Source organism: Amycolatopsis sp. NPDC004772 (genome assembly GCF_053601215.1).
This window is the reverse complement of record NZ_JBSGBK010000144.1, coordinates 1-13,667: the sequence shown is the minus strand read 5'-3', so window position 1 is coordinate 13,667 and position 13,667 is coordinate 1. Positions and strand designations below refer to the sequence as shown.

Genomic DNA, 13,667 nt, shown 5'->3' with positions numbered 1-13,667 from the left:
GCCCGGTCCCATTCCGAACCCGGAAGCTAAGCCTGACAGCGCCGATGGTACTGCAACCGAAGGGTTGTGGGAGAGTAGGACACCGCCGAACTTACCTTCCGTACGGCCCGTTAGGATAGCCAGTTGGCTGCCCTAGCGGGCCGTACGCGTATGTCCAGGACAAGATTTTTTTCACGGCAGGAGGCCAGGTGTCCGAGTTCGGTCGACGAGACTCAAGCGCTGATGGGTCCGGCCGGTCGGCACGCCGGGACGAAGGCTCCCGGGGCCGGTCGGACGGACCCCGGAGGAACCAGGGCGGCGCGCGGCAGGACCGCGGCGGCCGCGACGGCGGCTACCAGGGCCGGCCGCGCCGCGACGACCGCGGGGTTCGCGGCGGCGGCAAGCCCTTCCGCGGCGGCGACGGTCCCCGCGACCGCGACCAGCGCGGAGGATACGCAGGTCAGAGCCGCACCGGCGGCCGCAACTTCAGCGACCGCGACGACCGCCGCGGCGGCTACGGCAGCCGCGACTCGGGCGGCGGCCGCTTTTCCGACGGCCCGAGCCGTTCCGGCGGCGGCCGTTACGAAGACCGGGGCGCCGGCCGGTCGGGCAGCCGCTACGAGGACCGGGGCAACAGCCGCTCCGGCACCCGCAGCGACAGCCCGGGCCGCAGCTTCGACGACCGTGGGGGCCGTCCCCAGGGCAAGTCCTCGTACGGCGACCGCAAGCCTCGCTGGGAAAACCGCCGCGACGACGACCGAGGCGGCCGCCCGGGCGGCTTCCGTTCGGACGACCGCCCGCGCGGCGGCGATTCCCGCGGCACCCGGACGGGTGGTTTCCGCTCTGACGACCGCGATCGCCGCGATGATTCGCGTGGTGCTCGGACGGGTGGTTTCCGCTCCGACGACCGCGACCGCCGCGATGATTCGCGGGGCACTCGGACCGGTGGCTTCCGCTCGGACGATCGTGACCGCCGCGACGATTCCCGGGGCACGGGTGGCTTCCGTTCGGACGACCGGGGTCGGCGGGACGATTCGCGGGGCGGGTACCAGCGCCGGGACGACGACCGCGGCGGCCGCACCGGCGGTTTCCGCTCCGAGGACCGGGGCCGGCGGGATGACTCGCGGGGCGGGTACCAGCGTCGGGACGACGACCGCGGCGGCCGCACGGGTGGCTTCCGCTCGGATGACCGTGGCCGGCGCGAGGATTCCCGTGGCGGCTACCAGCGGCGCGACGACGACCGCGGCCCCCGCACGGGTGGGTTCCGCTCGAACGACCGGGATCGGCGCGATGACGACCGCGGCGCTCGCGCCGAGGACCGGGGCCGTGGCGGCGACCGGCGGGACGAGTCTCGCGGCGGTTACCAGCGGCGCGATGACCGTGGCGGCTTCCGGTCCGAGAACCGGGACCGTCGCGATGGCGAGCAGGGCGGTTACCAGCGCCGCGATGACGAGCGCGGCTCCCGCTCGGGCAGCTTCCGCTCGGATGACCGCGGCCGGTCCGACGACCGGGACCGTCGTGACGGCGAGCGGGGCGGCTACCAGCGGCGCGATGACGACTCGCGGGGCGACCGCGGTGACCGTGGCAGCTTCCAGCGCCGGGACGACAGCCGTGAGAACCGTGGTGAGCGCAAAGACCGTCCGCGGGGGAACCCGCGGCCCAAGGTCGGCGCGCCGCTCGATGACGAAGCTCTCGCCAAGGAACTCCTCGAGGCACCCGAGCTGCCCGAGGACGTCGAGTTCTCCGACCTCGACGAGGAAGCCCGCCGTGAGCTGCGGACGCTGCCGAAGGGGCTGGCCGAGACCGTCGGGAAGCACCTCGTCGCCGCCGGGGGGCTGATCGACAGCGATCCCGAGGCCGCCCTCGAGCACGCCAAGTACGCCAAGGCCAAGGCCTCGCGCGTCCCGATCGTGCGCGAGGCCCTCGGTCTGGTCGCCTACCACGCCGGCAACTGGTCCGAGGCCCTCTCCGAGCTGCGGGCCGTCCGGCGGATGACGCGCAGCGACGACCACATCGCCATCATCGCCGACGCCGAGCGGGCTCTCGGGCGTCCCGAGCGGGCCCTCGACCTCGCGAAGGAGGTCGACACCGCGAAGCTCACGAAGGCCACCCAGGTCGAGCTGGCGATCGTTGCGGCCGGGGCGCGGCGGGACCTCGGGCAGCTCGATGCCGCCGTCGTCTCGCTGCAGGGCGACGACCTCAAGGCCGAGAAGCGCGACCCGTGGAGCGCTCGCCTCTTCTACGCCTACGCCGACAACCTCGCGGCCGCCGGGCGCAAGGACGAGGCCATCCAGTGGTTCCTCAACGCTTCCGAGGCCGATGCCGAAGACGAGACCGACGCCGCCGAGCGGGCCGCCGATCTGTCGAACGCGGAGAACACCGAGGACGTGAAGAACACGGTGAACGCGGAGAACGAGGACGAAGACACCGATGAGTGACGCCCTCCTCGCGGCCTACGACGCGGTCCTCTTCGACCTCGACGGCACCGTCTACCACGGCACCCGGGTCATCCCGGGTGCCCCGGAGACGGTGCGGGCCGCGCGGGAGCACGGCACCCCCATCCGGTTCGTCACGAACAACGCCTCCAAGGCCCCCGGCGAGGTCGTCGCGCACCTCACCGGCCTCGGCGTGCCCGCCGGGACCGATGAGGTGCACACCAGCGCCCAAGCCGGCGTGCAGCTCCTGAAGGAACGCCTGGACGCCGGCGCCGAGGTCCTCGTCGTCGGCACCGAGTCGCTCGCCGCCGAAGTGGCGCAGGCGGGTCTCCAGCCAGTGCGGGAGAACACGCCCACCGTCCAGGCCGTCGTCCAGGGGCACTCGCCCGACAACACCTGGGCCGCGCTCGCCGAAGCCTGCCTGGCCATCCGCGCCGGCGCGCTCTGGGTGGCCTGCAACGTCGACGCCACCCTGCCCAGCGAGCGCGGCCTCCTGCCCGGCAACGGGTCGATGGTCGCCGCGCTGCGCACCGCCACCGACGTCGAGCCGCTGATCGCCGGGAAGCCCCAGCCGCTGCTGTTCGAGACCGCCGCCCGGTCGGCGGGCGCGCAAAACCCGCTGGTCGTCGGCGACCGGCTCGACACCGACATCGCCGGTGCGGTCGCCGCGGGCATCGACTCCCTCGTCGTCCTCTCCGGCGTCGCGACGCCGAAGCAGCTGATCGAGGCCGTCCCGGCCGAGCGCGGCACCTACCTCGCGAAGGACCTCACCGCGCTCACCGAGCGGGCCGAAGACCTCAAGATCGGGCCGCGGCCGGGCTGGACCGTGACCGTCGAGAACCAGACCCTGACGGCCGAGGGTGACGGCGACGAGCTGGACCTGCTCCGCGCGCTCTGCCACACGGCGTGGGAGACCGGCGTCACCGAACTCGGCGAGCGCGCCAAGGCGAAACTGTCCTGACTGATACCGTTTGCGGTGTGCAGGACCACCCCTTCCCCGTCCCGGGCCCGCCGCCCGGTTCGTTCTCGCAAGCGACCGACCCGCGGGCCGGCATCGACGAAGCCGTCGCCGGGCTGGACGACCTGGACGCGCTGCCGCTCGCGGAGCACGTCGAGCGCTTCGACGCCGTGCACACCGAGCTGACGGTCGCCCTGTCCAGCATCGACAAGGTCTGATCGGCGTGCCCAAGCGGGCCCGCCTCGACGCGGAACTGGTCCGGCGCGGCCTCGCACGGTCGCGCGAGCAAGCCTCGGCCCTGATCACCGGCGGCAAGGTCACCGTCCGCGGGATGGTCGCCACCAAACCGGCCACCGGCGTGGAGTCCGACGCCCCCATCGTCGTCAAGGACGAAGACGACCCCGGGTGGGCCTCGCGGGGTGCCCACAAGCTGCTCGGCGCCCTCGAAGCGTTCACGGAGCTGAGCGTCGAAGGCAAGCGCTGCCTCGACGCCGGCGCGTCCACCGGCGGCTTCACCGACGTCCTCCTGCGCCACGGCGCCGCCGCCGTGATCGCCGCCGACGTGGGTCGTGGCCTGCTCGACTGGCGGATCCGCACCGACGAACGGGTGGTGGTCATGGATCGCACGAACGTCCGCAACCTCACGCCCGACGACCTCGGCGGGCCGGTCGACCTGGTCGTCGGGGACCTGAGCTTCATCTCCCTCAAGCTCGTGCTGCCCGCACTCACGGCCTGCGCGCGCGAAGGCGCCGACCTGGTGCCGATGGTGAAGCCGCAGTTCGAGGTGGGCAAGGACCGCCTCGGCAGCGGCGGTGTCGTCCGCGACCCCGGGCTGCGCGCCGAGTCCGTGCTCACCGTCATCGACGAGGCCGCGAAACTCGGGCTCGCGCTGCGCGGGGTGACCGCCAGCCCGCTGCCCGGACCGTCCGGGAACGTCGAGTACTTCGTGTGGCTGAAGAAAACCCACGTGGCCGAGTCCACTGTGGACGCGGTAAACAGGACTGAGGCCGAGCGGCTCGTCCGGACCGCCGTCGAGGAAGGGCCCGCATGACCACCGAACGTGAAGTGCTCCTCATGGTGCACCCCGATCGCGAAGCGACCGGCGAAGCCGCGCGCGAGGTTTCGGCGCGCTTCGCCAAGGCCGGCATCCGGATCCGGGTGACCGAGCACGACGTCTGCGCGCTGATCAACCCCGAACAGCACGGCGTCGGCGCGACCTGCACGGTCGTCGACCCGGACGACAACCCCGCCGACGGTGTCGAGCTGGTGTTCGTCCTCGGCGGCGACGGCACGCTGCTGCGCGCGGCCGAGCTGGCCCGCCCGGCCGGCGTGCCGGTGCTCGGCGTGAACCTCGGGCGCGTCGGCTTCCTCGCCGAAGCCGACTCCGACGCCCTCGCCGACACCGTCCAGCGGGTCGTCGACGGCGACTACCAGGTCGAAGAGCGGATGACCATCGACGTCACCGTCACCCACGACGGCGCGGAAGTCGCCCGCACCTGGGCGCTCAACGAGGCCAGCGTCGAGAAGAGCACCCGGGAGCGGGTGCTGGACGCGCTGATCGAGGTCGACGGCCGTCCGGTGTCCGCCTTCGGCTGCGATGGTGTGCTCTGCGCCACACCGACGGGTTCGACCGCGTATGCGTTTTCGGCGGGCGGCCCGATCATCTGGCCGGACGTCCAGGCGCTGCTGGTGGTGCCGAGCAACGCGCACGCGATGTTCGCGCGGCCGCTGGTCGTCTCCCGGGACTCGGTGATCACCGTCGGGATCGACCCGGACGGCTCGTCGGCGGTGCTGACCTGCGACGGGACCCGCCCGATCGACCTGCCGCCGGGCGCGCGGGTGCGTGTCACCTGCGGCAAGACGCCGGTGCGGCTGGTCCGGCTGTGGGACGGCCCGTTCACCGATCGCCTGGTCCAGAAGTTCTCGCTGCCGGTGAAGAGCTGGCGCGAGCGGCACGCGCGCCCCTGCGAGTGACCCACCGTTCAGCGATTCGTTCGAACACATCGGCGACGCGCCGGGGTCCCGGGCGCGCAGAGTGTCGGTGGTGGCCGCTACCGTAGGCGGCGTGCTGGCCGAGATGCGCATCCAGGGCCTCGGAGTCATCGAGGACGCCCTGCTGGAACTGCACGCGGGCTTCACCGTCGTGACCGGTGAGACGGGTGCGGGCAAGACCATGGTCGTCACCGGGCTGCACCTGCTGTCCGGTGGCCGGGCCGAGGTGTCCAAGGTCCGGACGGGGATGCTCAAGGCGTTCGTCGAAGGACGGTTCACCTACGCCGGCGTCGAAGGCGCCGAGCGGATCGTCACCGACTCGGGCGCGGACGTGGACGAGGACGGCAGCGTGATCGCGCTGCGCGCGGTCGCCGTCGACGGGCGGTCCCGCGCCCACCTCGGCGGCCGGTCCGTGCCGGTCGGCGTGCTGGCGGAGCTGTCGGAGCAGCTGATCGCGGTGCACGGGCAGAACGACCAGCTGCGGCTGTTGCGGCCGGCCGAGCAGCGCGCGGTGATCGACCGGTTCGCCGGGGACGCCGTCGCGAAGCCGCTGCAGGCCTACCGGGAGATCCGGGCGGAGTGGCTGGCGGTGATCGCCGAGCTGACCGAGCGGTCGACGCGCTCGCGGGAGATGGCCCAGCAGGCCGACCTGCTCAAGCACGGCCTGACCGAGATCGACGCCGTCGCGCCGGAGCCGGGCGAGGACGACGAGCTCACCGCGCAGATCAAGCGGCTCGCCGCGGTCGACGAGCTGCGTGCCGCCGCCACCGAGGCGCACGTCGCGGTGTCCGGCTCCCCGGACGGCGACCCGGACGCGCCGGGGGCACTGGGCCTGGTCGGGGAGGCGCTGCGGCGGCTCTCGACGGCGGAGGACGCCGTGCTGCGCGAGCTTGCGCCGCGGCTGGAGGAGGCGTCGGTGCTGCTCTCCGACGTCGGGGCCGAGCTGGGCACCTACGTCGAGACGCTGGACGCCGACCCGGCGCTGCTGGAGAAGGTGCTGGCCCGCCAGGCCGACCTCAAGCGGCTGACCCGCAAGTACGCGGCGGACGTCGACGGCGTGCTCGCCTGGGCCGACGACGCCCGGCGCCGCCTGGAGTCGATGGACACCTCGGAGGAAGCGCTCGCCGAGCTCGCGCTGCGGCGCGACCAGCTGGCGATCCAGCTCTCCGCGCACGCGGCCGAGGTGTCGGCGGCGCGGGAGAAGGCGGCGGCCGAGCTGGCCGCGGAGATCACCCGGGAGCTGTCCGGGCTGGCGATGGGCCAGGCGGCGATCGAGGTGACGGTCGAGCAGCGCCCCGCCGAACACGGTGACACGCACGCGTTGACCATCGACGGCCGCGCGGTGCACGCGGGCGCGGACGGCGTCGACGACGTCGAGCTGCTGCTGCGCGCGCACGACGGCGCCCCGCCGCTGCCGGTCCACAAGGCCGCATCGGGCGGTGAGCTGTCGCGGGTGATGCTGGCCATCGAGGTGGTCCTGGCGCACGCGGACACCGTCCAGACGCTGGTGTTCGACGAGGTCGACGCCGGGGTGGGCGGCCGCGCGGCGGTCGAGATCGGCCGGCGACTGGCCCGGCTGGCGCGCACGCACCAGGTCCTGGTGGTGACGCACCTGCCGCAGGTGGCGGCGTTCGCGGACCAGCACCTGGTGGTGGACAAGGGCCACACCGGCGGCGTCACGCGCAGCGGCGTGAAGAACCTGAGCCAGACCGAGCGGGTCAGCGAGCTGGCCCGGATGCTCGCGGGCATGGACAACGAGACGGGCCGGGCGCACGCGGAGGAGCTGCTGGCGACGGCCGAGAAGGACAAGACGGAGTTCGAGCCGAAGAAGAAGCGCGCGGCGAAGAAGAAGTAGGCGCCGGGGGAAATACTCCCCGCCTCCCGGCAGTTGTCGTGACGACTGCAGGTGGCGAAAGGATCCCGATGCGCGCGGTGGTACTCCGAGAACCCGGTCCGGTCGAAAACCTCGAGCTCACCGAGCTGCCGCTGCCGGAGGTGAAACCCGGCTGGGTCCGGATCGCCGTGAAGGCGTTCGGCCTCAACCGCTCGGAGCTGCACACCCGGCTCGGGCTGGCCGACGGCGTCACCTTCCCGCGTGTGCCCGGCATCGAGGCCGTCGGGGTCGTCGACGCCGGCGGCGGCTTCGCGCCCGGGCAGCAGGTCGCCACCATGATGGGCGGCATGGGCCGCACCTTCGACGGCGGCTACGCCGAATACACGCTCGTGCCCGAAAACCAGGTCATCCCGTTCCACAGCGACCTGCCGTGGGAGGTCATCGGCCAGGTGCCGGAGACGCTGCAGACCGCGTACGGCTCGCTCACCACCGGCCTCGACCTCCAGAAGGGCCAGACGCTGCTGATCCGCGGCGGCACGTCCGCGCTCGGGTTCGCCACCGCGACCCTGGCGAAAGACCTCGGCGCCACCGTCTTCGCGACCACCCGGCAGCCCGGACGGCTCGCAACCCTGCGCGAACACGGCGTCGACCACCCGCTCCTCGACGACGGCGACGTCGCGGCACAGGTCCGCGAGATCGCCCCCGAAGGCGTCGACGCCGCCCTCGAACTGGTCGGGACGCCGACCCTGCCGGACACCCTGAACGCCACCCGCGTGCACGGGACGGTCTGCTTCGCCGGCATGTTGTCCAACGAATGGACGATCTCGAACTTCTATCCGATCGGCTACCTTCCCGCTGGGGTCCGGTTGACCGCTTATGGTGGTGAGGCGGACGACCTGCCGGCCTCCGTGCTCCAGCGTCACCTCGACCGGATCGCTCGCGGCGAAGCGAGCCTCGGCCCGGTCAAGGTGTACCCGATGGCGGAGATCCGGCAGGCGCACGACGACCTGGAGCACAACCGGACGGCGGGCAAGCTCGTCGTGCTGACCGGCCGAGCGGAGGGAGCCGCACCGTGATCCTGCCGCCGCCCGCCGATGTCGAAGCCCAGCTCGCCGCCGCGCGGCGGGACGGCGACCTCGACCGCTACCTCGGCCTGCTCGCCGGCGAGGAGCTGTTCGTGCCGATCCGGCGGGTGGACGCCCGGAGCATCCTCGACGAGCGGGCGGAGACCTTCCCGAACGTCTACTTCGAGACCGGCGGCGACGAGTTCCTGCAGGTCTTCACCCGCGGCGCACTGCCGGACTTCGGCCCGGACATCGTGGCCATGAGCGGCGCGCTCGACTGGGCGGTCGACGGCGTCGGGCGGCACGAGCGCGTCGTGTTCAACCGCGGCACCCGCGGCGAGTGGCGGCTGGCCGGGGCGACGCTGCAGCCGTGGCTCGACGCGCACCCCGACGACGTCACGCCGCTGGAAGAGCAGGTCGAGCGGCTGATCACCGCGCCGTACGGGCACCTCGAAGGGCCCATCGCGCACGCGCTCGCCTGCGGTGCGCACCTGGCCGTGCTCAACGCGGCGCCCTGGAACCTCCTCGACGGCCGCTACCACGACTACGTCGCCGAGGTGCGCAGCCTGCGGGACTGGTGGGGCGTGGCCGACCCGCCCGGCTGGCGCGCCACCATGACCGACCTGATCGGCGACGGCTACGCGCTGACCCCCGGCAACCTGGTGCTCATGCTGCGCCTGCGGTTCGCCGCCGAGTACGGGCTGCCCGGCGCCGAGTTCGATCCGCTGACCTGGGCGCAGCTGGTGGACCGGTGGTGCACCGAGAACGACGCCGCGGACCAGGCCGACGAGCTAAGGGAGACCGTCCGCCGGGTGTCCCGGTACGAGCGGCGGCTGCGCGCCGACGGCCTGGTCGACGCGGACGGCTGCGTGACGACGGCGCTGTCCTGGGACGTCGGCCGCGCGGTCACCATCGCCCGCGCCGGGCTGGCCGCCGGGTACTGCGACGCGTTGAGCGCCGAGCTGATGGTGCTCGAAGCCGGATCCCTGGCCCGCCGCTACCACCAGTCATGGGCCGACCTGTCGGCGGGGTACGTCATGGGCCGGGTGCTGCACGCCGGCGAAGACGAGTTCGGCGAGTGGTACCCGGCGGCCGTGCGCGTCCACCACCTGCTCCTTCAGGATCCGGCGAGCCCCTGGCTGAACCTCGATTTCGGCTCGCTGTCGGAGGAGTCCGAGGCCTGACCCGCGCGGGGGAGGGCGACCGGGCTCACCACAACGAGTCACAGCAGCTACGGCGTGGCGTACCTCGTCCCACGAGCAAATTTGTCACCATCGGCCACATGAAGCTCACGGGTCTGCTCACGCGGAATCAAGAACCCCTGCCGGGGATCACCGGGGTCGCCCGGGTCGACCGCCGCACCCGGGAGCTGCTGCGCCGGATCAGTCCCGGCGACATCGTCGTGCTCGATCAGCTGGACCTCGACCGCGCGACGGCCGACGCCCTGGTCGACGCCGAGGTCGCCGGCGTGGTCAACGCGTCGCCGTCGATCTCCGGCCGGTTCCCGAACATGGGACCCGAGATCCTCGTCGCGGCCGGCATCCCGCTCGTCGACTCGGTCGGCGGCGAGCTGCTGCGCTCGATCAAGGACGGCACGAAGCTGCGCCTGCTCGACGGCATCGTCTACATCGGAGAGCGGCAGATCGCCTCCGGCATCGAGCAGACCGCCGAGAGCGTCGCCGACCAGATGATCGAGGCCAAGGCCGGGATGTCGACGCAGCTGGAGGCGTTCTCGGCGAACACCATCGAGTTCCTGCGCCGCGAGCGCACCCTGATCCTCGACGGCGTCGGCGTCCCCGAGCTGAAGGTGCCGCTGCGGGACCGGCACGTGCTGGTCGTCGCGGGCGGCAACGGGCACGCCGAGGACCTCAAGAAGCTCAAGAAGTACATCGCCGAGCACCGCCCGGTGCTGATCGGTGTCGACGCCGGCGCGGACACCCTGCGCGTGCAGGGCTACCGGCCGGACGTCGTCGTCGGCGACCCCACCGGGATCGGCACCGCCACCCTGCGCGGCGGCGGCGAGGTCGTCGTGCCCGCCGCGCCGGACGGCCACGCGCCCGGGGTCGAGCGCATCCAGGACCTCGGCATCGGCGCGGTGACGTTCCCGGCGTCGGGCAACGCCGAGGACCTCGCACTGCTGCTGGCCGACGCGCACGGCGCCGGCCTGGTCGTCACCGTCGGCTTCCAGGCCACCCTGCGCGAATTCCTCGACCACGGCCGGTCCGGCTCCAACCCGTCGACGTTCCTGACGCGGCTGAAGCTGGGCACGAAGCTCGTCGACGGCAAGGCGGTGGCCACGCTGCACCGCAACCGGGTGTCGATCGGGGCGGTCGTCCTGCTCGTGCTCGCCGCGGTCGTGGTGGTCGCCGCGGCCCTGCTGGTGTCCGATGTGGGCTCGGTCTACCTCGACTGGCTCAAGGGCACCTGGAATTCGTTCTACGCCTGGGTCAAGGGATTGTTCACGTGATTTCGCTGCGCTACCACGTCGTTTCCATCGCCGCCTGCTTCCTCGCGCTGGCCGTCGGCGTCGTGCTCGGCTCGACCGCGCTCAACGGCACGCTGCTGTCCGGGCTCGCGGGAGAGAAGAAGGACCTCGGCAGCCAGGTCGCCGACCTGGAGGCCCAGCGCAACGCGCTCAACGCCCGGCTGACCGACGCCGACGCCTTCGCCGGCTCGATGGGCCCGAAGGTCGTCGCCGGCGCGCTGGACAAGCGGTCGGTGGTGCTGGTGACCACCGAAGACGCGCGCCCGGCCGACCGGGACGCGCTCAAGCAGCTGGTCGCCCAGGCCGGCGCCGCGGTGACCGGCGAGGTCCAGCTGACGTCGGCGTTCGCCGACCCGGAGAAGGCCGACCAGCTCCGCGACGTCGTCACGCGGCTGCAGCCGGCCGGCTCGAAGTTCCCGACGGCGGGCGACTCGGGCACCCTGGCCGGCGCGCTGCTCGGCTCGGTGCTGCTGCTGGACAAGACGACGGCGAAACCGCAGTCCTCGCCCGAGGAACTGGCGGCGGCGCTGAGCGGGCTCACCGACGGCGGGTTCGTCAAGGCCGGGCCGGACGTCAAGCCCGCCCAGCTGGCCGTCGTGCTCACCGGTGCCCAGGCGACCGGCGACGGCGCGGGCGACCGCGCGGCGACGATCGCCCGGTTCGCGACCCAGCTCGACCGCAGCGGTGCCGGCGCGGTGCTCGCCGGTGACGCCGGTTCGGCCGACGGCACCGGCGCGCTGGGCGTGGTCCGGGCGGACACCTCGGCGACGTCGATCCTGTCCACAGTGGACAATGCGGACACGTCGGCCGGGCGGGTGAGCACCATCCTGGCGTTGAAGGAACAGCTCGACGGCGGTGCCGGCCGCTACGGCGTCGCGGGCAACGCCCAGGCGCCCGCACCCGGCGTCACCGCACCGGCCGGCAACTGAGCACTCTGCCGCGGCTCGTCGTGAGTGGTAAGGCGGGTTAGAACCCTCCTTACCACTCACGAGGGCCTTACCGCAGGGGTGGGTCGAGGGGGAAGCAGGACACCCGCACCGGCCAGGTGTCGCCGCCGGCCGGCAACGGCATCCGCTCGAGCGCCGCGGCCGCGTCGGTGTCATGGGCCTCTTCGGCCGCCGCGTGGAAGATGTCCGCCGCGATCGACTGGTCGAACACGCCGATCTGCTGGTGCGGCCAGGCCGCGGCCCCCTGCAGGGCGCCCGGGATCAGCTGGTCGACCACCTTCCGCAGGGTCACGCCGTTCGCCGCCCGGTACTTCCAGACGTCGACCCCCAGGTTCTTCCCGACCTCGGCCAGCCGGCCCCACGCCGTCAGGTTGAAGTTGACGTAGTGCCACGACATCGTCCGCGACAGCTCCAGGGGCTGGCTGCCGTCCGCGGCGAACTGGACTCCGAATCGCTTCCGCTCGGCGTCGAGCACGATCTTGCGGGCCGCGTCGCGGTGCCCCAGGTACGCCGAGATCGTCGCGTTCTGCATGTCGAGGAACGTGCCGTGGTTGTTGGTGGCGGCCAGTTCCAGCTTGGCCTGCGGGCTGGTCTGCATCCAGTTCAGGTACTGCGTCAGCCACGCCTTGATCCCCGCGCGGTCCTTCCCGGTCCAGCCCGGCGCGCCGCCGTCGAGCAGCGCGAACGCGTCCATCAGCTGGCTGAACGACTGCGTCGAGTCGATGATCCCGGTGCCGCTGACCGTGTCCTTGCACGGGATGATCTGGCTGTAGGTCATGTTCGGGTTCATCTTGGTGGCCGGGTCGAGGAACCACGTCCGGATGTCCAGTGCCGCGCGCTTCGCGTACTTCGCGTCGCCGGTGTAGTACCAGGCCAGCGAGAGGTAGTACATCGCGTCCCACGCCCACATCCGGTAGGTGTGGTCGGTGATCGCGTCGGCTTCCGGGTTGCGCTGGCCGTCCTTGCTGACGTACGGGCAGCCCTGCGGGTTCTCCGGCGTTTTCGGCTGGCTCGCCCACCAGTAGGGCGCCTGGCTCGTGTAGTCGTGCTTGTCGCCGCTCGGGGGCGCGGACGGCTTGTCCATGACCGACCACGGCCCGTCGGTGAGCGCGGTGTCCGCCTTGGCCAGCACGGCCTTCAGCGCGTCCCGCTGTGCCTTGGTCGCGTGGCCGCCGCGGATCGCCTGCTTGATGTTCGCGAGCTTGGCGCCGTCGGTGACGATCGTGTGGGGTGGGGACGCAGCCACCGCTGTTCCGCTCACCGGGACCAGCAGCATGCTCGCCGAAACCGCCAAGGCGCCGAGAACTCTTCGCACGTGGACCGCCTTCCGGGGACGTCGAATCCCCACGTCGTCACCGGGCGGCGGTACGGCTGCAGGGATTCTGACGTTCCCGGAAGGCAGGTGTCAATCGGGCCAGGTGCGCCGCTTGTCCAGCGGCCGCGCGTACGAACCCGCGCGGCTCGTCCGCAACCCCAGCGCCACCAGGGATTCCGCGAGGCGGACCGCGGCGGCGACGCCGTCGATGACGGGGATGTCCAGCATCGTCGCGATCTTCCGGTCCAGCCCGGTCATCCCGGCGCACCCGAGCACCAGCACCTCCGCTCCGGCGTCCCGCGCGCGGCGGCCGGCGGTGAGCAACGCCGATTCCGTCCGGCGTTCGTCGGTCAGCTCCAGCACGCCGAGCCCGGCGCCGGTGACCGTGACGCAGTTCTGCGCGACTCCGGCGGCGTGCAGGCTGTCCTCGATCAGCCCGCACGTCCGGTCCAAAGTGGTCACCACGCCGTAGCGGCGGCCGAGCAGGCAGGCCAGGTGCGCGGCGGCCTCGGTGATGTCGACGACCGGGACGTCCAGCAGCTCGCGCGCGCCCTCGCGGCCGTGGGGGCCCCGCCCGCCCCGCCCCCCGCGGGCGCCGGGGGCCGCGCTCCGGGCCCACGGCATCGTGGTGCTGACCCCGACGGTCACCGGGATCTCC

13 protein-coding genes and 1 rRNA gene are annotated in these 13,667 nt (G+C 72.6%); 11 read left to right on the top strand and 3 right to left on the bottom strand.

From position 1 onward, the window contains the following. A 5S ribosomal RNA gene (rrf, locus tag ACWEF6_RS41560) occupies window positions 1–91 on the top strand; the annotation flags it as partial. A 121-nt stretch (window positions 92–212) separates the two neighbouring features. Here the strand turns inward: rrf and ACWEF6_RS41555 are convergent. Further along, complete coding sequence (locus ACWEF6_RS41555) at window positions 213–1,850, bottom strand: hypothetical protein (protein WP_449687981.1); 1,638 nt, start codon at window positions 1,848–1,850, stop codon at window positions 213–215. Window positions 1,851–1,889: 39 nt separating this feature from the next. Here ACWEF6_RS41555 and ACWEF6_RS41550 point away from each other — a divergent pair, with 39 nt between their 5' ends. From ACWEF6_RS41550 to ACWEF6_RS41505, 10 genes are all read left to right on the top strand, one after another. Next, window positions 1,890–2,417 (top strand): hypothetical protein, encoded by a 528-nt coding sequence (locus tag ACWEF6_RS41550; RefSeq protein ID WP_449687980.1) that lies wholly within the window; start codon window positions 1,890–1,892, stop codon window positions 2,415–2,417. Beyond that, the gene (locus tag ACWEF6_RS41545) at window positions 2,410–3,375 is read left to right on the top strand and encodes an HAD-IIA family hydrolase (RefSeq protein WP_449687979.1); all 966 of its coding nucleotides are present in this window, start codon (window positions 2,410–2,412) and stop codon (window positions 3,373–3,375) included. Before ACWEF6_RS41550 ends, ACWEF6_RS41545 begins: the two co-directional genes overlap by 8 nt. Window positions 3,376–3,392: 17 nt before the next feature. Next, window positions 3,393–3,590 carry a hypothetical protein gene (locus tag ACWEF6_RS41540; protein ID WP_103347425.1) on the top strand — a complete coding sequence of 66 codons (198 nt, stop codon included), beginning with the start codon at window positions 3,393–3,395 and terminating at the stop codon, window positions 3,588–3,590. 5 nt (window positions 3,591–3,595) lie between these two features. Continuing rightward, entirely contained in the window at window positions 3,596–4,423 is an 828-nt protein-coding gene (locus ACWEF6_RS41535) for a TlyA family RNA methyltransferase (RefSeq protein WP_449687978.1), read from the top strand. Then, a complete protein-coding gene (locus ACWEF6_RS41530) occupies window positions 4,420–5,346 on the top strand; it encodes an NAD kinase (RefSeq protein WP_449687977.1) in 927 nt (308 codons plus the stop codon). The genes ACWEF6_RS41535 and ACWEF6_RS41530 overlap by 4 nt, the downstream gene beginning before the upstream one ends. Window positions 5,347–5,437: 91 nt before the next feature. Continuing rightward, window positions 5,438–7,219 carry a DNA repair protein RecN gene (gene recN / locus ACWEF6_RS41525; RefSeq protein WP_449687982.1) on the top strand — a complete coding sequence of 594 codons (1,782 nt, stop codon included), beginning with the start codon at window positions 5,438–5,440 and terminating at the stop codon, window positions 7,217–7,219. 68 nt (window positions 7,220–7,287) lie between these two features. Further along, on the top strand, window positions 7,288–8,274 hold the full coding sequence (locus ACWEF6_RS41520; protein WP_449687976.1) for a zinc-binding alcohol dehydrogenase family protein: 987 nt from the start codon (window positions 7,288–7,290) through the stop codon (window positions 8,272–8,274). After that, entirely contained in the window at window positions 8,271–9,446 is a 1,176-nt protein-coding gene (locus ACWEF6_RS41515) for a DUF1266 domain-containing protein (protein ID WP_449687975.1), read from the top strand. The genes ACWEF6_RS41520 and ACWEF6_RS41515 overlap by 4 nt, the downstream gene beginning before the upstream one ends. A 98-nt stretch (window positions 9,447–9,544) precedes the next feature. Beyond that, entirely contained in the window at window positions 9,545–10,729 is a 1,185-nt protein-coding gene (gene steA / locus ACWEF6_RS41510) for a putative cytokinetic ring protein SteA (protein WP_449687974.1), read from the top strand. Next, window positions 10,726–11,676 carry a copper transporter gene (locus tag ACWEF6_RS41505; protein WP_449687973.1) on the top strand — a complete coding sequence of 317 codons (951 nt, stop codon included), beginning with the start codon at window positions 10,726–10,728 and terminating at the stop codon, window positions 11,674–11,676. Before steA ends, ACWEF6_RS41505 begins: the two co-directional genes overlap by 4 nt. 67 nt (window positions 11,677–11,743) lie before the next feature. Here ACWEF6_RS41505 and ACWEF6_RS41500 read toward each other — a convergent pair whose 3' ends face one another. Then, window positions 11,744–13,009, bottom strand: a complete 1,266-nt coding sequence (locus ACWEF6_RS41500; RefSeq protein ID WP_449687972.1) for an alginate lyase family protein — start codon at window positions 13,007–13,009, stop codon at window positions 11,744–11,746. A 90-nt stretch (window positions 13,010–13,099) separates the two neighbouring features. Beyond that, window positions 13,100–13,667, bottom strand: a 568-nt coding sequence (locus ACWEF6_RS41495) for an aspartate/glutamate racemase family protein (RefSeq protein ID WP_449687971.1), incomplete at its 5' end; no start/stop codon positions are given.